A 23,229-nucleotide genomic window follows, 5' to 3' on the forward strand; every position below is an offset into this window, starting at 1 on the left:
AGAAAATGATTCGTTTGAGAATCGAGAGCTCATGATGGTAGTACCATCAAGGAGTTTTATTTTAATACATGGCTAGGAAGAAAAGTGTGAGAATTTGGTGAAATGACATTTTACATAGCAGGGGTAGTTATGACAAGGATTGGATAACAAACTAACGAGAATGACAAAGCTCGTGGCGATAAACAATGGGTAAAGTGAAAGAGAGTTGTTTTATTGCCTTAGCATTTAAATTTTGGGTTGTATTTTTACTAAAGACGGTCGTATCTATGCCAGGCATTGACCTTGTGACAGCTTCCGCTTTAATTGCGGAGATTGGTGACGTTAGACGTTTTCCAAATGCCAACAAATTAGCACGATTTGCGGGGATTGCGCCAGTTTACTTTGGATCAGGTGGGAAAGGTAAGGAACAAAAAAGCAAACAGGGAAATCGGGCGCTGCATGGTTTATTTTATAATTTGGCAGTACAGCAAGTGCAAGTAGCAAAAGGAAGTAAATTAGCTAGGAATCCAGTTTTTTATGCATATTACCAACGGAAGCTTAAAGAAGGCAAGACAAAAGGACAAGCGTTGGTTTGTATTATGAGAAGGCTTGTGAATATTGTTTATGGAATGATGAAGCATAAAACAGCCTATAAATTACCGATAGTGCACGAAAAAGAAGTAGTTTAATAGGGTGGTAAAATGGCTGGCTTTTTTATTTATAGCTTTTAAGATTACAACATAGGGTACGGGTAAAGTGTATCCGACAAGACCTGTTGATTCTATAACAGAAGCACATATAATTGATAGAGTGAAGGAACTAAGAGGTAAATTAACAAGTAGATGGATAGGCTACACTTAGTTGGACAGAATTTTTAAGGTCAAGTAGACTACAGATTAATACATTTGAGGAGAATCTACATGGCCAAAAGAGAACGCCGAACATTTACTGAAGATTTTAAGCAACAGATCGTGCAGCTGTACCAAAATGGAAAGCCAAGAAAAGAGAATATTCGTGAATATGATCTTACACCTTCTTCTTTAGACAAGTGGGTGAGCAAGAGTCAAAAATCAGGTTCTTTTAAAGAGAAAGACAATTTAACAGATGAACAAAAAGAATTGATGGAACTCCGAAAAAGAAACAAGCAACTAGAAATGGAAAATGACATTTTAAAGCAAGCCGCACTGATACTAGGACGAAAGTAAATGTAATCAAGAATAATCAACATAAATACTCGATATCAGCAATGTGCAAAGTCCTACAAATTCCTAGAAGTACTTATTATTATGAAGCAAAAGAAAGAGTATCAGAGGATCTCGTAACCTCTGATGTAATCGATATTTTTCACGCAAGCCGTCAGAACTATGGAACACGTAAAATCAAAGTAGAATTAAAAAGGCGCGGTCATATTGTTTCCAGGCGAAGAATTGGGCGCATCATGCAGGAACAGGGTCTAGTTTCTTCATACACAATCGCACAATTTAAACCACATGCAAAATCCTGTAATGAATCAGAACAAACGAATGAACTGAATCGTGCATTTGATCAGGAACAAGAAATGACCACAATCGTTAGCGATTTAACGTACGTAAGAGTCAACCAAAAATGGAACTACGTATGTGTCTTTGTCGATCCCTTTAATCGGGAAATCGTCGGTTTTAGTACAGGGTCCAATAAAGATGCATTACTCGTTTATCGTGCGCTAGCTTCTATCAAGGTCGATCTTAATAAGATACAGCTTTTTCATACGGATCGTGGAAATGAATTTAAAAATAAATTGATTGATGATGCTGTAAAGACTTTTAATATACAACGGTCCTTAAGTGATAATGCAGTAGCTGAAGCGACATTTAAAATCATCAAAACAGAGTTTGTGAAGTGCAGACATTTTAGTAGTTTAGAAGAATTATCAAGGGAATTACAGGACTATATTCACTGGTTTAATAGCATAAGAATTCACGGAACCCTCGGATATGAAAGTCCGATTGATTATAAGCAAAGACACCTTAAAAAAATTGTCTAGTTTAGTGTTGACATACCAATTATTATCAAATGATATAGAAGGAATTCCTACATTATTCTTTCAGAGCTATGAAGAACTAATAGAAATCATGAAGATTGCCTTTGAAATGTACGAGGATTTTAAACGTGAATTAATAGGAATGTATTCACCTATATAACTAATAAAAAATTTTTAGTGTAGAGAGGAGTTTCAAGATGAGTTCTTCAATTTATTACACTGCAACACGCAAACAAAAACTTACCCAAGCTGAACAAGATGCAATTAATCAATTAATGGAAAGGTACTCCGTTGATGAGGAAATAGAAGAATACTTGAAGAGTGGAGTAGGCCATAATTGGACAAGCTTTTATATCTATGATCCAAAAAATCTGATAGATCCTGATGTGATTTTTGAGGGTTCAACTGAATTACCAGATAATAGTGAAAATGCAATTTTTGATGGGGTGGATCATTGGGCATCATTGCTTGCGGACATTCGAAATGGCATAGAAGGCGCTGAATGGCATGTACATGTAGATGATCATGACCTTGTTTGGGATGAGGAAAAGTTAGAATATGACTTAACAATATAGAAGAATGATGCAGATATGAATTTGTCGATTGTTGTAAACTTGGGTTTAAAGAACGGATTTCAAAAAATTAAAGATTCTATTAGCCGAAGACAAGACATTGATAAAGCGATACTCCTAGAAATTCAAGAAACAATCAATATTTAATAGTATGGAAAGCCGGAAATAGTCTAGATGAAAAAAATCGGAGTATTGGAAAAGTTAAGGATTAATAGAAATTGAACCTGATGTATGGATCGATCCAGGATTTTAATAGGCAGGTGATTAAAATGATTCCAAGAAGGTTAATAGAAATAGTAACTCAAAATAATATTATTTATACGGTTGTAGCAAATATGGAAAATGATGAAGTTGAAAGTATAGGTGAAATAAGTGAGTTGGAATACTCCCCAATAGCGAAGAATTTATTTGGTGATAAACAAAGTATCGAAAATCTATTTATTAGTTTAAAAGGGCAAATGTTGCCTAGGACTTGGAGACAAGGTAGAGTTAGTGCTGTTGTGTGTAATCCAAGCAAAGATATTGTAGTGGGATTGTTCTACCATGAAAATGCAGATGATCCAATTGCTAAATATCGATATGCAAAGAATTTAAATATGATGATAGAGGATATTTGGCGGGATAAATAGTAAAATTTTCGATAATTAGTTTATCATTTTAGTACTTTTAACCTTGAATGGCTTATTGCCTCTCAAGGTTTCTTTTTTGGAGAGAGGGTGAAGAGTGAACTTATCATTCAACCAATAACAAGCTAAAGGTGGTAAACATACAGGAGCTAATACAGGATATTGAAAAATTTGGAGGGTGGCAGTAACTGTATAAAGTGGTAGAGAAATAAGTTTTATTATTTAATACCGATGATTAATAATCTTTACGTTTTTTGTCGAGAGAACAATACTTAAGACCTGCTAAATAAGTATTTTTCAAGAGAAGCAGATGAAGCAGTTAGGGAATCGTGTGTTTTTTAGATAATTATTCATAGGTATTATGTCTGTTAATAGTAAAATTGCTTCATAAAAAAATCCTGACTCGATAGATTGATAGGAAGAATGTTGTTGTATGATGTTAATTCGGATGAATACGGGAATTTGACCAGATTATAAACAGGTGATAATAAATAGATAAGTAAACATTTTCCATTAGTTGCTCATTTATTAGGTTCAGAAATAATTAGTAGAAGGATTGAGAGAAATGAGGAAAAACTATTTATCTAGATTGATCCCATTATTTTTAGTTATTATCCTGTTTTCCTTCCATTCATCGGAAGTATCTGCACAAGAGAAAACACCGTTTTTCAATTTTACAAGCGGGGGATTACATTCCGTTAGTGCAAGTATTAGTGATGGAGGCGATTGGTGGGACTCTATCATCTCCTGGTTTGAATCCGTCGGTGAGGATTTTCAAGAAACTGGTTCAAAGATCAAAAAGAAATTTGAAAGCATAAAAAGCTCGATAGCCGAATTGTTCGGTGCGGTTGATGATGGGGTCCAAACATTTGCCACTGAAGCGGGTAATGAAGATAAAAAGGCGAATGAAATTAATCAATCGATTGATCAAGTGACGGGGGATTTAAAAAACAATTTTAATGGAAACGATGAGGACCCGGATGGGGAGAATGAAGACACGAAGGGTAAATATGGTGAAGATGTATCTAAACTTGGCACTGGTGCAGTGGGAGATTTCACTAAGCTGGAAGGCGCAACAATTGATGAAGTTTTATCTAGGATACCGAAGAATGCTACTAGAAGAGAATTAACTCCTGTTGAAGGGAAGGTAACAGAAGGATTTGAGTATAAGTGGAGCGATGATGGGAAAACAATGAGGGTTAGAATCCATGGACCTGATGCATCAGCTCCTGATGGAAGTAATGCGAAAAATAATTGGATTGTCAGGGTTCAACAAGGAAAGAAATATTTGGACCCACTTACAGGAGAGTTTCAACCTCCAGGCATAACCAATGAAAATAGTCCTTATTATAATGAGGATTTAGCAAATCGAACGCATATCCCTATAAAAAATCCAAAGTATTAGTAGGAGTAAATAAAAAAATGAATATAATAGATGAAATAACAAATATATTTTTATTAAGTAACGAGGAAGAGAAGGAAAGAAGTATTGAAAAAATTGGAGATCTCTTTGAATATGATGATAGTTTGGATAAAAGTGAGGTTATAGAAGGCGTAAATCTCTTATTATCAAATGTAGTTTTTGAAAATAATACCTCTCTAAAAGAAAGCATACTCCATACTGTCAACAACGCTATTGTTTATAAGGATATTGCCGGGGATGTATTACTAGATGTTTTATTGCCTTTTTGTTCTTCCTTTGAAGTAGAAGATCTATTGTATGTATTATCGTTTTTTGGTTTTTCAGGTAATGAAAAATATTTATCCATCTTAAACTCATATCTTAAACACCCTAATGCAGAAATACACGAAGCGGCACAGGAAGCCATTACTGAATTGGAATTCAGATCCTTTAAAAAGAAGTAAGGAGGATTATCCTAGGTAAGGAAGCTGTATGAATAAACGATAATTAAAAAATATTTATTAGAAAAAGTGAAGGAGAAATGACCTTCACTTTTTTTGTAAAGGAGTGAAAATTCACGAAGGCGAATCCTTTGATAAAGGGTAGCACTTTTCGTAAACCATTTGAAACCCATATAATATAAGCGATTTTATTAAAAATACAATGGATAATTGAAATTTATTTAACCGAACTAAAGAGACATACCCTATTTTTTTAAACCAATTTAAACCAAAGTACGTAAAAAAAGAATCAATAAGTATATTTACCAAAAGAAATAGATTAAATTTTCCATAGGTGTATTTTAAAATCCAAAGAGAACCCACTAAAAAAGGACCAAATATTAATGGCAATTCTGCTAAAACATTAGGTTTGACTGAGTAGGGGAACCACCACCATTTCTTCTTTTCCGCAAATCTACCTTCTGCAATAAGATACAAACTCATAAAAATACTACCCGGCAAAAATCTTTTTAGGGTTCCCTTGCCAATAAACCAAATAGTAAGCCAAGGTAAAGCACCCATTAAAATCATCAGTAGTTTATCTGCCTTTTTCAACTAATATTCTCCCTTTAAAAAATGATATACATATATATTTTCCTTTTTCATGCATATTTATGTGAATAAATATTAATAATGATTTTCCAACTTAATAGTTCAGTTTTTCTAGGCACAGCAATAACATTTATTATAAGGTACAGCTGGAAGGGGGAGGGAGAAATGATTTCAATATGGGAAGAACATTTATTTTGGTTAGAGATTCTCCAGGACCATGCTTATTTTGTTCGGGATCATTTATCAGTGAGTGAGGTCGAATATGTCCAAACTGCTGAGCAGTATATTCATTTGTTTGATGATTTGCTGAAACAATTGAATCGTTTGTCACCTGCAATTTTGTATAACAACCCTGAATTAATAGACTTTTCAAGAAGGACTTGGCCCGTTGTGAAAGGGTATTTTGATTTCGAGGGGACACTTCAAGCCCTTCGGATTGAGAATGCAGTAAATTTAAATTTGTCCCCAACTTATCTGAATGGAACACTAAGTGAAAACCAGGAATATTTAAGAATTTTATCTTTCTTGGTAAAAGGAACAGAGCCAGTTCCTCTAAGCCTAATCGATTTAATGGACTTGTGGCTGGAGGACCAGCTGGGACATGCGGTTTTATTTAAAAATCTACTAGATCCGATTGAAATTATGGTATCCAAACAAGCAGATTTATATATCGGCAAATATCAGGCATTCATTGTACAAAATCATCATTTTAAAGGGTATTTACGGTTTAAAGAGCCGGGTTTTGCAAGACAAACAGACTTCGCTTTAGAAGTTGGAAAAACTACACTCGAAATGAGCGGATTTATCTACGCTATGACAATGAAATATCGAGAAAACAAGCTTTTAAATAAGGAAACGTTGCGCTTTCTAATACATCATTTTCCTGAGACTTGTTATTTTATAAAAAAGCTAAGCCACTATGCTCCCGAGTTGCAGCAAGAAGCCAGTCAATGCTCATTAAGAAGATTATTTTATTGAATCACCTTTAAAGTAGTTTTTTCAAGGGAATCTAGAATTGCAGTGGGAGTATCTGTGCAATAATGAAAGCGTCAAGGCAGTACAGACGCTAGAAAATTAACAGAGAAAATAGGGGTCATGCCTTTTTCTATGTGAAAAGTCATTGGCCGGTCTGAATAATTGAACAAGCCTTTATGTACGAAGTAATAACCAGCGCAGAGAAATTAGGCAGACCGACGTTTACATACTTGGTTGTGAGCGGATGCTCATGAATGTTTTCTGCAAGATACTCTTAGACAATGGAAGGCAGGTAATCTTAAATTTTAGGTGAATATTACTATATTAAAATGAAAACCCTTGACTAGCTTAATGCCTTTCAAGGGTTTTGTTTATTTACACCTATTAAATACAAATGGTAAATCGATCTTTTTTCCTAGAAGTGGTGAATTTATCCGTATAACTTATTTCCTGTTTTTGTATATTTTGAGAAAAGTTGTTGGGGAATCCTGTAATATAATTTTATAAAACATTAATTGAGGTGGAAAAGTGTTCAAACGGACAATTTCAATGATTGCAATTTTATTGCTATTTCTTTCGGGCTGTTCGGATAAGAATGAAGTAAGTAATGAAAAGCCTAAAGCGGAAACAGAGAAGGCTGTACAAGAGGGATCTGGAAATGCTCAGAAAAAGGAAGAGGTAAAAAAAGACAATATATTAACAGAAATAGAGACAGTAAAAGTCCCAGAAACGATAGAAGACTTTGCAAACTCACAGCCTGGCAAACTTACAGCGGATTTTTCCTATGAAAAAGAAACAGCGTCCTGGCCAAGTCTGCATACGTTAGAAGGAATTGAGAGTGAGTTAACTGAGCATTTGCGCTCAGTAGCAGGTGAAACTGATGATGTGAATCAGCTTTATCAATCTCTTATTTATTACATTGGCAACAGTGCGTATCAGCAAGTGGTAAATGAGTTACTGGCATTTAAGCCTGAATTTGACGAACCATATTTGCCTGAACCTGAGAAAGTTTCAGAAGAAATAGTTCAAGAGAAGGCAGCTCCCTCAAAAGCAATCATCATGTTAGATGCAAGCTCAAGTATGCTGCTGAACGTAGATGGTGAGCAGAAGATGAAAATCGCTAAAAGCGCTGTCCGAAGCTTTGCAAAAACAATTGGTTCGGCTAGCGAGGTTTCTCTCTATGTTTATGGGCATGCAGGAACACAGGAAAATAAGGATAAGGAATTGTCGTGTACTACAATAGATGAGGTCTATCCGCTGCAAAAATATGAAGAGGAAGGTTTCTATCAGGCAGTTGATGGTGTCGAAGCGAAAGGCTGGACCCCTTTAGCAGGTGCAATTAAAAAGGCATATGAAGTTAGTCAATCGCTCGAAGGGGAGATCACTCTTTATATAGTAAGCGATGGCGCAGAAACGTGTGATGGAGATCCTATAACTGAAGCAAAGCAATTTGTACAAGGGCATGAAAATCGTAAAGTAAATATTATTGGATTTGATGTCGATGAAAAGCAAGAGAATCAACTAAAAGCTGTTGCGGAAGCTGGACAAGGTGCATATTTCTCGGCGAAAAATACGGAGGAGCTAAAGAGCACTGTTATTCAAAAATGGGTACCGCCGGGTCTAATTGATATTATCGGAAAGCAGTGGTCCACACCTAAGGGAACATTTACGGTTGCATGGATGAATATGGATATACACAAAATGGCATTAAAAATTTCACAGGCAATTAATGTGGAGCAAGGAAGGTTTATGGGAGCTGCAAACGTCATGTTTGCTGAGGGACTAATTACAGAGGAACAAAAAGAGAAGTTAATAGGGAAAATTGAGGAGCGTGGGAAGAGTTTAAACCAGCTTACAGATCAATTAAAAGAACAAAAATTAAAGGAAATTGATGATGAAGTCAATCGAATTGATAAGAAAATCAATGATTGGGCTGAACGGATGGAACAATTACGAGCGGAAAATAAACAATAAGATTACTAATAAGGAGGACAGGAAATGCGAAGAAAACGCAGTTATTTTTTAGCAGGCAGTCTGATAATGATTCTATGTTTATGTTTTCTTTCAGGATGCTCAGACAAAGCAAAGCCCTCTGGGAATGAAGAAGTGGAGAAACCGATTCAAAAGGCTGAAAAGGAAGATTCAGAAGAAATAGCTGAAACGAAAGAAGCTGAGGAAAAAGCCCCGCCAGCTGCGACTGATTTAGAGGCTATGATTGCCCAGAAACCTGGTGTATTAGTAGAACAGCATATCGATCCTGAATTAGAAGTTTTGGATGGGCTGGATTACTTTCAATATAGAAATTTTATTGATGAGACCTTTCAGCCAATCGTCAACAAAGAGCTGGAGGAATACTTTAAAGAAAATAAAGATTTAACGAGCGATCAAATATATGATTATTTGGTTTATCAGCTTGGATCAGGTCAATATCAATCCTATTATGACCAATTAGTTACTTATGAACATGGCTATGTCATGCCTGATCTTCCAGAAGGAGAAGATGAAATTGAAATTGAAATTGCTAAAAAACAGAAAACAAATGTAGTCATCTTAATGGATGCGAGTGGAAGTATGAAAGCAAGTGTTAATGGTGGAGTGAAGATGGATTTAGCCAAGGAGACGATTAAGCAATTTACAGATCAGCTGGAAGAGGATGTGAATGTTTCTCTTTTTGCTTATGGCCATATTGGTACCGGAAAGGATTCTGACAAAGAAAAGTCATGTAAGTCCATTGATGCTCTCTATCCATTAAGCTTATATGAAGAAGCTGCATTTAATAAAGCCATGGATTCTTTTCAAGCAAGCGGCTGGACGCCACTGGCGGGAGCGATTGAGAAAGCAAATGAACTTCTATCTAGTTATCCGAACGAGGAATATAAAAATATTGTTTATATCGTAAGTGATGGAATTGAAACATGTGATGGAAACCCAATTGAGGCAGCCAAAAAACTTAATGAAAGCAATATTGAGGCAAAGGTAAATATTATTGGATTTGATGTTGATGATGAAGGGCAGAAGCAGCTTAAGCAAGTTGCTGAAGCTGGTGGCGGTAACTATGCCACTGTTCGTGATAAATCAGAGTTTGAGGATGTTATTTTAAAGAAATGGAAACCAAGTATATTTCAGCTGATTGGGACACAAGGGGTAGAGCTGCATGATTATGTAGACCAAAAAGAAAGACTGCTCAATGTTTATGGACCGCTTTATCAAGCATCTGAGCGGGAAGCTAGCAGAATAAAAAAGGCAGTTCATTATTTACAGGATAATAAACTGATTAGTCGTGAAGATGGAACGGAAGTATCTGAAAAGGCAGAGGAAATGCGTGCATTACGCAGTGATCACTTTAAAGAGCTAAAAGAGGAAAAAGATACAGAAGCGAGAAAGGCTCAAGAAGAAATTGATGCAAAGGTGCAGGCGTGGAAGGATAAGTGGTATAAAGAGTTAGAGAGTGAATAGGATAAAGGGAATTGCTTATTTTTTATAAGATAGTCATCTTATTGTAGATTGTTGTGTGTAACAGGAGGAGTATATGAATAGAACAGCGGAATTTGTATTAGGGTTAGTCGGGGGAATTATAGGCATACTATTGTCATTAGTCGGTTTCTTTTTTAGCTTTGCAGGGTTTGTAGCTGATGATCCAGGTGCCGCTTGGGTGGTTGGCATCATTAGTTTTGTCTTTTTTATTATCCAAATAGGCGCGTTAATCATGAGCTGTCTGGTAAATCGAATGGATAATAAACTTTATGGCGGTTTAATGATTACATGCGGCGTCATATCATTTCCGATATCCATTTTTCTTATGTTTGTACCGAGTGTACTCTACATCATTGCAGGAGCCCTTGGTTTGAGAAGCAATATGGAAATGAACAATAAAGAATTTGAAGAGAAGATAATTTAAACGATTTGGAAGTTTCTATATTAAAAGTATACAAATAAAATATCCCTGAAAGGATTTCCCTTTCAGGGAATTTTTATTTCCGCAGGATTTCGGCAAAAAATATCGAATTAAATAGATGGATGAAAGTAGAAAAATAGGGCAGAAAACAGGAGGATCTTTATGACTCATGAACATATACACCCGATGATAGATAAGATATTGGAAAATATAGAGAAAGTAATGATTGGGAAACGAAGTGTAGCGGAATTAAGTATCATTGCTTTGCTTGCAGAAGGGCATGTGTTGCTTGAGGATGTCCCAGGTGTCGGGAAAACAATGATGGTGCGTGCACTGGCAAAGTCAGTTGGTGCAAACTTTAGGAGAATTCAATTTACACCCGATTTGCTGCCGTCAGACGTTACAGGTGTGTCCATCTATAATCCAAAGGAAATGGAATTCCAATTTAGACCAGGACCTATTATGGGGAATATTATTTTAGCTGATGAAATTAATCGTACATCTCCGAAAACGCAGTCCGCCTTGCTCGAAGGAATGGAAGAAAGCAGTGTGACAATTGATGGAGTTACACACAAGCTTGAAAAGCCTTTCTTTGTTATGGCAACTCAAAATCCGATTGAGTATGAAGGGACATATCCACTTCCTGAAGCCCAGCTGGATCGATTTTTATTAAAAATGAAAATGGGCTATCCCGATATGGCTGATGAGATAGAAGTTTTAAATCGGGTGCAGAAAGTAAGACCTATTGATGAGCTGGAGCCAGTTATCGATTTGAAAGAATTAAGAGAGCTGCAGACACAAATTAAAGAAGTGCATGTGGATGATACGATTAAGCGCTATATCGTTGAATTGGCCAGTCGGACGAGGGCACATGCAAGTGTTTATCTTGGGGTAAGCCCAAGAGGATCCATTGCCTTAATGAAAGCGGCGCAATCCTATGCATTTATGTATGGCAGAGATTATGTTCTTCCTGATGACATTCAATATTTAGCTCCTTCTGTTTTTGCCCACCGGATTATTTTAAAATCAGAGGCGAAATTTGAAGGGATTCGCGCGGAGGAAGTAGTTGATCGTGTGGTTTCTAGAGTACCTGTTCCAGTGCGAAGGCTAGTGAAATAATATGAAACGGTTCTTTTCAGTCATTAAAAAAGTATGGAAACTAATTGTTTTATTTTTGCTTATAGCGATTACTTTTTCTTACGCCATGTTTCAGGGCGGGTTTGTCAGCTGGTTTTTATTTTATAGCTTCCTTCCATTTGCTCTTTATGCACTCGTCCTTGCTTTTTATCCGATGGGTCATTTTGAGATGGAAAGATCCTTCCTTAAGAGCGAATATAATGCAGGAGAAACATTAAAGATCACCATAACAATGAGGAGAAAATCGGCATTTCCATTGTTTTTTCTAGTCGTGGAAGATTGTATTAGCGACCCTCTCTTCTTTTCGCAGCAGGGCAATCGATCGAAAGTAATGTTAATCCCAGGGATCCGTAAAGAAATCACTTGGGAATATCAAGTGGATAAACTGCCTAGAGGTGAACATGCTTTTCGGAATATTCGTATGAAAACAGGTGACCTTCTTGGACTGATTGAAAAGGAAAGACAACTTCAAGCAGAAGATAAGATACTTGTTTATCCCTCATATGAGGAAATTATCTATAAAACTATGGAAAATCAATATGATCAGGGGATGACTGCCTCGAAAGAACGTGTGCAGCGGGATACAACGATGGCGATTGGCATTAGAGAATATCAGCCAGGCGATCGCTTTTCTTGGATTAATTGGAAGGCAACCGCAAAGCGGAATGATATTATGACAAAGGAATTTGAGCAAAGACAATCGCATGATGTGTATATTCTAATGGATTGTGCACCTGACAGTCATTTTGAGGCGATTGTTTCCTTTTCAGCCTCAGTTATAAAGGCGATCCTCTTAAAAGGGGCCCATATCGGCTTTCTATCATCTGCGTCTGAGCGTATTGCTTTCCCGGTTAGAGGCGGAGAAAATCAGCAGCAGCAGCTATTTTATCATTTAGCTAAGGTTAAAGATAGCAGTCCTGTTGCGTTTGATCGTGTGCTCGAAATGGAACATAATCTCCTGCTTCAAAGCAATAATATGATGCTTATTACGGCACAATTGACTAGAAGTTTGATAGAAAAAGCAGGAAGGTTTACTTCGAAAAATGGAGCTGTAACTATTTTTCTATTGAAGAATGAAAAGGAATTTCTATCGCAGAATGAGCTTTCTTTAAAAGCTGCTGCAAACGCGAGAGGATTACGTATAGTCATGGTGCATGACGGACATTTTTCCTCTGTATTTTCGGAGGTGATTCGTTAATGACATCTAGGAAGGTACAGAAGGACTTTATGACTCTTATCATGTATATTTTTGGCTTTTTACTGCTTTGGGAATGGCTTAGGCCGCTTGAACAGTTAACTGATACTTCGAATATCTGGGTATTTCTCTTATTTATTTTCATTTCCCTTTTGCTCTCGTTCACAGGGACTCCTGTTTTAATTGGCGGATTCATAAAATGGATATTTATTTTTGCTGCTTTATACTTTTTATATATCGACAAAGCCTTTTTACAATTTGAATGGGTATCCATATTTTTTACCGATTTTTTTGAGAGCTTTCAGTCTCTTATTGCAAGAGATTGGTCTAATTTAAGCAATCTTTTCAGAAGCTTTTTGTTTTTTATTCTTCTTTGGCTCATGACATATTTGATTCAATACTGGTTAATAAATCGTAAGCAGCTATTTATATTTTTTTTCATGACGTTGGTCTATATTACGGTGTTAGATACTTTTACATCATATGAAGCCGGATTGGCGATTGTACGAACAGTTATTTCAGGGTTTGCTGTATTAGGGATGCTAACCTTCTTCAGGCTCCTAGATAAAGAAGGAATGGCAAGGGAGACAAATCTTTCGCGAAAATGGATGGTTCCTCTAGTTACCATGATTGTTGTAAGTGTAGGTTTTGGTCTTGCAGCTCCGAAAGCAGAACCCATTTGGCCTGATCCTGTTCCATATTTAACGTCATATGGGAAAGGTAGCGGCGAAGGCACCGGGGTTCAGAGAATCGGGTATGGACTAGATGATTCTAGTCTTGGCGGACCTTTCATAGGTGATAATCAAGTTGTTTTCACTGTGGAGACTGAGTCACGTCATTATTGGAAAGTGGAGACGAAGGATGTATATACAGGGAAAGGATGGATTACATCTGATTCAAGAGAGGTAAGACAACCTTTTTATTTTGATAAAATTCCAATAACGTCTTTTCTTATTGGAGAAGGTGTTGAAATAGTTAAGGAATCAAGTACAGTAAATGCAATGACAAATGATTCGCATATTATTTATCCTTTGGGCTTAAGGAAAATTAATGCCGCTCCGTTTTACTCCTTTGAGTTAGAAATGGTAACTGAGAAAATTCATTCTTTAGAAGGGGATAGTCCTGCTCCAATTAAACAATATACACTCGATTATACAGTTCCCAGGTACAGTGTAACGGCACTAAAGGATGCTAGTTCAGATGAGAATATAGCTGGAAATGATGAATTGATCAGCAGATATACACAGCTTCCTGAGGATTTGCCACCAAGGATCCAGGAGTTAGCTAAAGAGATTACAGATGGGAAAGATTCCTGGTTTGAGAAGGCGCGGGAGCTAGAAAGTTATTTTAGCAGATCAGGGTTTACGTATGATCAGCAAGATGTGGCTGTTCCTAGTGAAGATGAAGATTATGTGGATCAGTTTTTATTTGATACAAAACGCGGATATTGTGATAACTTTTCCACTTCGATGGTCGTAATGGCAAGGTCTATCGGAATTCCAGCAAGATGGGTGAAAGGGTATACAGAAGGTGAATACCAAGGAATAAGTGAATCAGGAAACCGGCAGTTTGAAATTACGAATAACAATGCTCACTCTTGGGTGGAGGTCTTCTTTCCGGGAATTGGATGGGTGCCGTTTGAACCAACGCAAGGCTTTACGAATAGTGTTCAATATAATTTCGATACGGCTTCACAAAGCCTTGACCAGCAGCCAGCAATGGAGCCAGAAGAAGTGGAAAAGGAAAAGCCTGAATTAGAAGAGAATAACGAGGAAGAAGCGGCTTCTTCTGAAAGTTCTTTTGATACGTTGTTTGTTCCAATAAAAAACTTCTTTGCGGCTTATTGGAAATGGGCTGCTATGGTTATTTTTGTTCTAGCTGTCCTTGCCTTCGTCATTTATCGAATCCGTGGCAGGTGGCTTCCGTATTATTTAACTTGGAGATTCAAATGGACAAGAAAAGATGAAAACTTCCAAAAGGCTTATTTGCTGCTTCTAAGAGAATTAAACCGATACGGTTTGCATCGAAAAGATGGTCAAACACTTAGAGATTATGCTGACTATGTCGATCAGTTCTTCTCAACAAGAGAAATGGGCAGGTTAACCGCTCGATATGAACAGCTAGTCTACCGGGGAAATCTCCAAAAGGGAAGCTGGAAGGAAACGAAGGAATTATGGGAAAATTTAATTAAAAAGACAATAGCTTGACCAGAAAAATGACCTGTTGATACAATAGGTTTAATTAAAAACTAAATGTATCCTTCATATATCCTCGATAATATGGTTCGAAAGTTTCTACCAGATCACCGTAAATGATCTGACTATGAAGGCAGATGATTCTTTTTGCTATTTCTTTTTAGGAACCAGAATTCTGCCTTCGCCATAATGTGAGGGAGAATTCTGGTTTTTTGTTTATTTAACTAGTTTTTAAGATATTTTTATGCAAAAAAGTGAACAATAAAAATATGTTTAAAAGAATTTAATTAATATAATGAGGTGAACCGTGTGACGGGGAAAACAGAATGGAACAATCAGGAAATGATAATTGTATTGGATTTTGGAAGCCAGTATAATCAACTAATTACACGCAGAATTAGAGAATTTGGTGTATATAGTGAACTGCATCCACATACGATTACAGCTGAAGAAATTAAACAGTTAAATCCAAAAGGAATCATCTTTTCCGGCGGTCCGAACAGTGTATATGAAGAGGGAGCTTTTCATTGTGATGAAAAGATATTTGACCTTGGACTCCCGATTTTTGGCATTTGCTACGGCATGCAGTTAATGACAAAGCACTTTGGCGGCAAGGTGGAAAAAGCAAAGCAGCGTGAATATGGAAAGGCGTTACTAAAGCTTGAAAATCAATCCAAGCTATTTGCGGATCTGCCTGATGAACAAACGGTTTGGATGAGCCATGGCGATTTAGTAGTAGAAGCGCCTCAAGGTTTTACGGTTGATGGAACAAACCCATCTTGTCCAATTGCAGCAATGAGTAATGAAGAAAAAGGCTTATATGCGGTACAATTCCATCCAGAGGTGCTTCATTCTGTTTATGGAAACGATATATTAAAGAATTTTGTTTTTGGCATTTGCGCTTGCAAAGGCGACTGGTCGATGGAAAACTTTATTGAAGTAGAAATGGAAAAAATCCGTCAGACAGTTGGAAATAAAAAGGTGCTTTGTGCATTAAGCGGCGGCGTAGATTCTTCCGTTGTTGCTGTTCTTATTCATAAAGCAATCGGTGATCAGCTGACTTGTATTTTTGTTGATCATGGTCTTCTTCGCAAAGGGGAAGCTGATAGTGTAATGAAGACATTTGCTGATGGTTTCCATATGAATGTAATCAAGGTGGATGCCCAAGATCGTTTCTTGGACAAGCTTAAAGGGGTATCTGATCCGGAAAAGAAACGTAAAATCATTGGAAATGAATTTATATATGTGTTTGACGATGAAGCGACAAAGCTTGAAGGCATTGAATTTTTAGCACAAGGAACTCTTTATACAGATATTATCGAAAGTGGGACGGCAACTGCGCAGACAATTAAGTCTCATCATAATGTTGGCGGGCTTCCTGAAGATATGCAATTCAAGTTAATTGAGCCGTTAAACACTTTGTTTAAAGATGAAGTACGTGCTCTAGGAACAGAATTAGGCATTCCAGACGAAATTGTATGGAGACAGCCATTCCCAGGCCCTGGTCTTGGAATTCGTGTATTAGGTGAAATTTCAGAGGAAAAACTTGAAATCGTTCGCGAATCAGACTATATTTTACGCGAAGAAATCAAGAAAGCAGGTCTTGACCGAGATGTTTGGCAATACTTTACTGTGCTTCCTGATATCCGAAGTGTAGGTGTCATGGGAGATACTAGAACTTATGACTATACAATCGGTATCCGTGCAGTCACATCAATTGATGGGATGACATCTGACTGGGCAAGAATCCCATGGGATGTGCTTGAGATTATTTCAACACGGATTGTAAATGAAGTGAATCACATTAATCGTGTAGTCTATGACATTACGAGCAAGCCACCAGCAACAATTGAGTGGGAATAAGAAAAGCGGAAGCGCCCTGCTTAACGACGTATGGACTGGACGGCTCCCGACTGAGATAAAGGAAACACGAAGAGCGATAGCGAATCGATGTTGACTTATCATAGGGAGGGAACGGAAGTCCAATAGTCGTTGGGCGCAGTAGCTGGACAAAAGGAAAAGCGGAAGCGCATATAACCGCATAAATACGAACAATTATTAAAGCGGACATGAAAATGTTCGCTTTTTTTATTGACGAACTTATATATTGCTGATAGAATAAAGGAGAATTAAATATTGTCGTTTTACGTCGTATAATCTGGGGAATATGGCCCAAAAGTTTCTACCAAGCTACCGTAAATGGCTTGACTACGAGGTAAGTGTAAGTTTTGCAGATCTTCTTAAATTAAGCAGATTCTGTACAATTTACATGAATCTTGTTTGTCAACGCTTCGGTACATTAAATCCGTAGCGTTTTTTTTATTGTTTCCTTTTGGTGGCTGCTGAAGCATAGGAAAGGTAGCTATTCTTCAAAATATTTTTGGAAAATTCTCTATTTTTAGTGAATTAAACGGCTATTCATTTAAGTTCTGCAATATATATATTATTGAATGTAATTTTAAAGAAAATAAACAGACTTAATAGGGGGAGTAATAGTGAGAAAGTATTTCCAGTTTGACGAGCTTGGAACAAATTATCGACGCGAGATAATGGGAGGACTTACAACATTTCTAGCAATGGCATATATTCTAGTTGTAAACCCGATCACATTAACTTTGCAAGATGTCCCGGACTTGCCTGATGCACTGAGAATGGATTATGGTGCGGTATTTGTTGCAACAGCATTATCCGCAGCGATTGGTTCAATTATCATGGGCTTAGTTGCCAGATACCCGCTCAGTCTCGCGCCGGGCTTAGGTTTAAATGCCTTTTTTGCCTACTCGGTGATTTTAGGAAGCGGAATTCCGTGGCAGCATGCACTTGGTGCCGTATTTATTTCTAGTATCTTCTTCTTAATTTTAACGTTAACAGGTCTTCGCGAAAAATTAATTAATGCTATTCCAATTGAGCTTAAGTATGCAGTTGGTGCAGGAATTGGCTTGTTTATTACCTTTATTGGTCTGCAAAGTGCTGGGATTATCGTAAATAATGATGCAACTCTAGTTGGAATAGGGGACTTATCAAACCCTAATACATTGCTTTCGATTTTTGGTATTTTAGTTACTGTTATATTAATGACTAAGGGAGTAAAGGGCGGCGTTTTTTATGGGATGGTCATTACGATCATTGTTGGAATGATTTTCACCCTAATAGACGTACCTACTAAAGTAGTAGATAGTGTGCCAAGCATCGCTCCTACCTTTGGTGCAGTATTCTCTTCGTTTGGTGATAGTTCTTTTTATACAGCGACGATGCTTGGAATTATATTAACTTTCTTGTTCGTAGATTTCTTTGACAATGCTGGTACACTGGTAGCAGTTGCGAACCAAGCTGGATTTGTGAAAGACAATAAGCTTCCTCGCGCGGGTAAAGCGTTATTGTCTGATTCGATTGCTTCTGTCTCTGGTTCTGTTCTTGGTACATCTACCGTTACGTCTTTTGTTGAATCATCTGCTGGTGTTGCAGCCGGTGCGAGAACTGGATTTGCTTCTTTAGTAACAGCTGGATGTTTCCTTTTATCACTTTTCTTCTTTCCGTTATTAGAGGTTGTTACGTCAGCAGTAACTGCTCCCGCTTTAATTATTGTCGGGGTGTTGATGGTATCTTCTCTTGGGAAAATTGATTGGACGAAATTTGAAATTGCGGTTCCATCTTTTTTAACAATGGTTACAATGCCGCTTTCATATAGTATTGCAACGGGTATAGCGGTTGGGTTTATTTTCTATCCAATTACAATGATTGTGAAAGGGAAAGCAAAGGAAATTCACCCAATTATGTATTTCTTCTTTTTCATCTTCCTTCTATATTTTATTTTCTTGCAATAATACGAAAAACGGAGATCCAAGATGAAGGATTTCCGTTTTATATATATTCATGCATAAGGTGAAAGTAAATGATTAGGAGACTTTTGGGTAAGATACCTATAAAGTCTTCTTTTATTTCTTTTGACTTATGCTTTTTTATTTAGACGAATTATTGTTCGGATGTTATGTGTATGTTTATTTTTAGGGAGGTTTGAGTATGTTTAAAAAAGCTTTTGGTGTACTACAAAAGGTGGGCAAAGCATTGATGCTGCCTGTAGCACTTTTACCAGCGGCGGGAATTCTGCTTGCATTAGGTGCTGCGCTGAAAAATCCGGCATTGCTTGATATAGCCCCCTTTTTAGATAATAACAGTGTGAAAATGGTTGCTTCTATCATGCAGAATGCTGGAGATATTGTCTTCGGAAATCTGCCTGTTCTGTTCGCGGTAGGTGTAGCAGTTGGATTGGCGGGAGGCGATGGTGTAGCAGGGCTTGCTGCTATAATTGGCTATTTAATTATGAATGTAACGATGGGAACTGCAGCGGGCATTACTGCAGAGGATGTGAATGGACTTAACTATGCGAATGTCTTAGGGGTTCCTACTCTTCAAACAGGCGTGTTTGGAGGGATTATTGTGGGGATTATTGCAGCAGCTCTATATAATAGATTTTATGAAATTGAATTGCCTTCTTACTTAGGCTTTTTTGCTGGGAAAAGATTTGTTCCAATTATCACTGCAGGTACAGCGGTCCTTCTAGGATTAGTAATGCTTATTATTTGGCCGCCAATTCAAACTGCTCTGAATGCTTTTTCTCAAAATATGGTACATGCTAATTTAACTTTATCAGCATTTATTTTTGGGGTCATTGAACGTTCACTCATTCCATTTGGTCTGCATCATATTTTCTACTCGCCGTTTTGGTATGAATTTGGGGAATATGTTACAAAAGCAGGTGAAGTAGTACGCGGAGACCAAAAAATATTTATGAAACAAATTACTGATAATGTTCAAAACTTAACAGCAGGTACATTTATGACAGGGAAGTTCCCATTCATGATGTTTGGTTTGCCGGCTGCTGCATTAGCTATATATCATGAAGCTCGTCCAGAAAAGAAAGTGGTTGTTGGCGGACTTATGGCTTCAGCGGCACTAACCTCCTTCTTAACTGGGATCACAGAGCCGCTTGAATTCTCTTTCCTTTTTGTTGCTCCAGTCTTATTTGGTATACATGCGATTTTTGCAGGCCTATCATTTATGACGATGCACTTATTAAATGTGAAAATTGGCATGACCTTTTCTGGCGGACTAATCGACTATATATTATTTGGTTTAATTAATCCGCAGACAAATGCATGGATTGTTATCCCAGTTGGATTGGTATTTGCTGTTATTTATTACTTTGGTTTCCGCTTTGCCATTCGGAAGTTTGATCTGAAAACACCTGGGCGGGAAGATTTAGAGGAGGAAGAAGAGGCTGCGGATACTGGCAAAGGTGGAGATTTGCCATATGAAGTTTTAGAGGCGATGGGCGGAAAAGACAATATAACAAATCTTGATGCATGTATAACACGTCTTCGGGTATCGGTAAATGATATTAATCATGTAGATAAAAACCGCCTAAAAAAGCTTGGTGCAGCTGGGGTGCTTGAGGTAGGAAATAATATACAAGCAATTTTTGGACCGAGATCTGAAACGATTAAAGGACAAATGAAAGATATTATGAATGGAAAAAGACCACGTGCAGCTGTTAAAGCCCCTGAGGATGGTGTGAAGCAGCAAATTGAAGAAGTAAATCCAGAGGCACTTCAAACGGAAGGGGAAAACGACATATTTATTTCTCCTATTAAAGGTGAAGTGATGCCGATTGCGGAAGTACCTGATGCAGTTTTTTCTGAGAAAATGATGGGTGATGGTTTTGCAATTCTTCCATCTGAAGGAATAGTGGTATCTCCAGTTGACGGAAAAATAATAAATCTTTTTCCAACCAAACATGCAATAGGAATTCTTTCTGATTCTGGCAGGGAGATTTTGATTCATTTTGGGATTGATACTGTGAAATTAAAAGGAGAAGGTTTTAAACTAAATGTAGAAGAAAATGACCATGTAAATGCGGGGCAGCCGTTATTAAGTGTAGATCTTGATTTCGTTAAAAAACATGCACCTTCAATTATTACACCGATTGTGTTTACTAATTTAAAAGAAGGAGAAGCAGTTATTATTAAAAAGGCTGGTATGGTTGAATTAAAGGAGAAAGAAATTATTTCAATTTCTTTGCCGTAGTCATAAGCAGTCTTCAATGGAACAATTATGAAATGAGAAACCAGTCGCGCCAATGATGACTGGTTTCTTTTTTTAGATTGTTATCAATATCCATTAAAATGAGGCGGGGAGTTAATGGCTTATGTAATTAGAAATTAATTTTAAAATTATAGTTGACCAAATAAGTATTAAGGTGATATTATATAAAAACGGTCGCTGACAACGTTATAAAAATAGTTAAATTAAAAATAATTGTTGACGCCGTATTTGATAAATGATATATTAATAAAGTCGCTTTTGAGCGAAGGTGTTAATTTGATATTGCTCTTTGAAAACTGAACGAACAAGAACGTCAACATTTATTATTTTTGTCTTTTTAAAAAAGACATTTATGAGCTAATCAACTCACAATTTATTGGAGAGTTTGATCCTGGCTCAGGACGAACGCTGGCGGCGTGCCTAATACATGCAAGTCGAGCGAATCTGAGGGAGCTTGCTCCCAAAGATTAGCGGCGGACGGGTGAGTAACACGTGGGCAACCTGCCTGTAAGACTGGGATAACTTCGGGAAACCGGAGCTAATACCGGATAATTCTTTTCCTCACATGTGGAAAAGCTGAAAGATGGCTCCGGCTATCACTTACAGATGGGCCCGCGGCGCATTAGCTAGTTGGTGAGGTAACGGCTCACCAAGGCGACGATGCGTAGCCGACCTGAGAGGGTGATCGGCCACACTGGGACTGAGACACGGCCCAGACTCCTACGGGAGGCAGCAGTAGGGAATCTTCCGCAATGGACGAAAGTCTGACGGAGCAACGCCGCGTGAGTGATGAAGGTTTTCGGATCGTAAAACTCTGTTGTTAGGGAAGAACAAGTACCGTTCGAATAGGGCGGTACCTTGACGGTACCTAACCAGAAAGCCACGGCTAACTACGTGCCAGCAGCCGCGGTAATACGTAGGTGGCAAGCGTTGTCCGGAATTATTGGGCGTAAAGCGCGCGCAGGCGGTCTTTTAAGTCTGATGTGAAAGCCCCCGGCTCAACCGGGGAGGGTCATTGGAAACTGGGAGACTTGAGTGCAGAAGAGGAGAGTGGAATTCCACGTGTAGCGGTGAAATGCGTAGAGATGTGGAGGAACACCAGTGGCGAAGGCGACTCTCTGGTCTGTAACTGACGCTGAGGCGCGAAAGCGTGGGGAGCGAACAGGATTAGATACCCTGGTAGTCCACGCCGTAAACGATGAGTGCTAAGTGTTAGAGGGTTTCCGCCCTTTAGTGCTGCAGCAAACGCATTAAGCACTCCGCCTGGGGAGTACGGCCGCAAGGCTGAAACTCAAAGGAATTGACGGGGGCCCGCACAAGCGGTGGAGCATGTGGTTTAATTCGAAGCAACGCGAAGAACCTTACCAGGTCTTGACATCCTCTGACAATCCTAGAGATAGGACTTTCCCCTTCGGGGGACAGAGTGACAGGTGGTGCATGGTTGTCGTCAGCTCGTGTCGTGAGATGTTGGGTTAAGTCCCGCAACGAGCGCAACCCTTGATCTTAGTTGCCAGCATTCAGTTGGGCACTCTAAGGTGACTGCCGGTGACAAACCGGAGGAAGGTGGGGATGACGTCAAATCATCATGCCCCTTATGACCTGGGCTACACACGTGCTACAATGGATGGTACAAAGGGCTGCAAGACCGCGAGGTTTAGCCAATCCCATAAAACCATTCTCAGTTCGGATTGCAGGCTGCAACTCGCCTGCATGAAGCCGGAATCGCTAGTAATCGCGGATCAGCATGCCGCGGTGAATACGTTCCCGGGCCTTGTACACACCGCCCGTCACACCACGAGAGTTTGTAACACCCGAAGTCGGTGGGGTAACCGCAAGGAGCCAGCCGCCTAAGGTGGGACAGATGATTGGGGTGAAGTCGTAACAAGGTAGCCGTATCGGAAGGTGCGGCTGGATCACCTCCTTTCTAAGGATGAAATGAAGTCTAACTTCATTAAAAGACGTTTCATTGTTCGTTCAGTTTTGAGAGAGCAATTCTCTCATATGAATTTGTTCTTTGAAAACTAGATAATGTATATAAAGAAGAATAACCGAGTAATCGCCATCTTAGTTTTCTCTTAT

The 23,229-nt window shown here is 38.2% G+C and carries 16 protein-coding genes, 1 rRNA gene, 1 pseudogene and 2 riboswitches; of the genes and pseudogenes, 17 read left to right on the plus strand and 1 reads right to left on the minus strand.

Annotation, left to right across the window (positions count from 1 at the left end):
- Positions 1–263: 263 nt before the first annotated feature.
- The 6 genes and pseudogenes from C1726_RS08850 to C1726_RS08880 all read left to right on the plus strand — a co-directional run.
- Positions 264–668, plus strand: a pseudogene (locus tag C1726_RS08850) (transposase); the annotation flags it as partial.
- 231 nt (positions 669–899) lie between these two features.
- Positions 900–2,002 (plus strand): IS3 family transposase gene (locus C1726_RS08855; RefSeq protein WP_142385069.1). Its coding sequence is split into 2 segments (ribosomal slippage): positions 900–1,149 and positions 1,149–2,002, totalling 1,104 coding nucleotides; the frame shifts between segments, so codons are not numbered across the junction.
- A 194-nt stretch (positions 2,003–2,196) separates the two neighbouring features.
- Positions 2,197–2,574: a hypothetical protein gene (locus C1726_RS08865; protein ID WP_102272797.1), complete on the plus strand. Its 378-nt coding sequence runs from the start codon at positions 2,197–2,199 to the stop codon at positions 2,572–2,574.
- A gap of 215 nt (positions 2,575–2,789) precedes the next feature.
- The gene (locus tag C1726_RS08870) at positions 2,790–3,200 is read left to right on the plus strand and encodes a hypothetical protein (protein WP_102272798.1); all 411 of its coding nucleotides are present in this window, start codon (positions 2,790–2,792) and stop codon (positions 3,198–3,200) included.
- A gap of 562 nt (positions 3,201–3,762) precedes the next feature.
- A complete protein-coding gene (locus C1726_RS08875) occupies positions 3,763–4,602 on the plus strand; it encodes a polymorphic toxin type 30 domain-containing protein (RefSeq protein WP_102272799.1) in 840 nt (279 codons plus the stop codon).
- 17 nt (positions 4,603–4,619) lie between these two features.
- The gene (locus C1726_RS08880) at positions 4,620–5,063 is read left to right on the plus strand and encodes a hypothetical protein (RefSeq protein ID WP_102272800.1); all 444 of its coding nucleotides are present in this window, start codon (positions 4,620–4,622) and stop codon (positions 5,061–5,063) included.
- Between the two features lie 111 nt (positions 5,064–5,174).
- On the opposite strand, the gene C1726_RS08885 is transcribed toward C1726_RS08880, so the two are convergent.
- Positions 5,175–5,654 (minus strand): hypothetical protein, encoded by a 480-nt coding sequence (locus C1726_RS08885; protein ID WP_102272801.1) that lies wholly within the window; start codon positions 5,652–5,654, stop codon positions 5,175–5,177.
- 162 nt (positions 5,655–5,816) lie between these two features.
- Here C1726_RS08885 and C1726_RS08890 point away from each other — a divergent pair, with 162 nt between their 5' ends.
- From C1726_RS08890 to C1726_RS08940, 11 genes are all read left to right on the plus strand, one after another.
- Positions 5,817–6,629, plus strand: a complete 813-nt coding sequence (locus C1726_RS08890; RefSeq protein ID WP_102272802.1) for a DUF2935 domain-containing protein — start codon at positions 5,817–5,819, stop codon at positions 6,627–6,629.
- Between the two features lie 525 nt (positions 6,630–7,154).
- Positions 7,155–8,600: a vWA domain-containing protein gene (locus tag C1726_RS08895; RefSeq protein WP_102272803.1), complete on the plus strand. Its 1,446-nt coding sequence runs from the start codon at positions 7,155–7,157 to the stop codon at positions 8,598–8,600.
- A gap of 24 nt (positions 8,601–8,624) precedes the next feature.
- Positions 8,625–10,082 carry a vWA domain-containing protein gene (locus C1726_RS08900; RefSeq protein WP_180968146.1) on the plus strand — a complete coding sequence of 486 codons (1,458 nt, stop codon included), beginning with the start codon at positions 8,625–8,627 and terminating at the stop codon, positions 10,080–10,082.
- Positions 10,083–10,155: 73 nt separating this feature from the next.
- Complete coding sequence (locus C1726_RS08905) at positions 10,156–10,524, plus strand: DUF4064 domain-containing protein (protein ID WP_102272804.1); 369 nt, start codon at positions 10,156–10,158, stop codon at positions 10,522–10,524.
- Positions 10,525–10,683: 159 nt separating this feature from the next.
- Positions 10,684–11,640, plus strand: coding sequence for an AAA family ATPase (locus C1726_RS08910; protein WP_102272805.1), 957 nt, complete (start codon positions 10,684–10,686; stop codon positions 11,638–11,640).
- Between the two features lies 1 nt (position 11,641).
- Complete coding sequence (locus C1726_RS08915; RefSeq protein ID WP_102272806.1) at positions 11,642–12,856, plus strand: DUF58 domain-containing protein; 1,215 nt, start codon at positions 11,642–11,644, stop codon at positions 12,854–12,856.
- A complete protein-coding gene (locus C1726_RS08920) occupies positions 12,856–15,060 on the plus strand; it encodes a transglutaminase TgpA family protein (RefSeq protein WP_102272807.1) in 2,205 nt (734 codons plus the stop codon). The genes C1726_RS08915 and C1726_RS08920 overlap by 1 nt, the downstream gene beginning before the upstream one ends.
- 34 nt (positions 15,061–15,094) lie before the next feature.
- Positions 15,095–15,196, plus strand: a riboswitch (purine riboswitch).
- Positions 15,197–15,357: 161 nt separating this feature from the next.
- A complete protein-coding gene (guaA, locus tag C1726_RS08925; protein ID WP_102272808.1) occupies positions 15,358–16,911 on the plus strand; it encodes a glutamine-hydrolyzing GMP synthase in 1,554 nt (517 codons plus the stop codon).
- Positions 16,912–17,177: 266 nt separating this feature from the next.
- A riboswitch (purine riboswitch) is annotated at positions 17,178–17,279 on the plus strand.
- Between the two features lie 264 nt (positions 17,280–17,543).
- The gene (locus C1726_RS08930) at positions 17,544–18,872 is read left to right on the plus strand and encodes an NCS2 family permease (RefSeq protein ID WP_102272809.1); all 1,329 of its coding nucleotides are present in this window, start codon (positions 17,544–17,546) and stop codon (positions 18,870–18,872) included.
- Between the two features lie 196 nt (positions 18,873–19,068).
- Positions 19,069–21,132 carry a glucose-specific PTS transporter subunit IIBC gene (ptsG, locus tag C1726_RS08935; protein ID WP_102272810.1) on the plus strand — a complete coding sequence of 688 codons (2,064 nt, stop codon included), beginning with the start codon at positions 19,069–19,071 and terminating at the stop codon, positions 21,130–21,132.
- A 391-nt stretch (positions 21,133–21,523) separates the two neighbouring features.
- Positions 21,524–23,074 (plus strand): 16S ribosomal RNA (locus tag C1726_RS08940).
- Positions 23,075–23,229: the final 155 nt, after the last annotated feature.

Origin of the sequence: Cytobacillus massiliigabonensis, assembly GCF_900199725.1 — a bacterium.
In the GTDB taxonomy this organism is placed as follows: domain Bacteria; phylum Bacillota; class Bacilli; order Bacillales; family Cytobacillaceae; genus Cytobacillus; species Cytobacillus massiliigabonensis.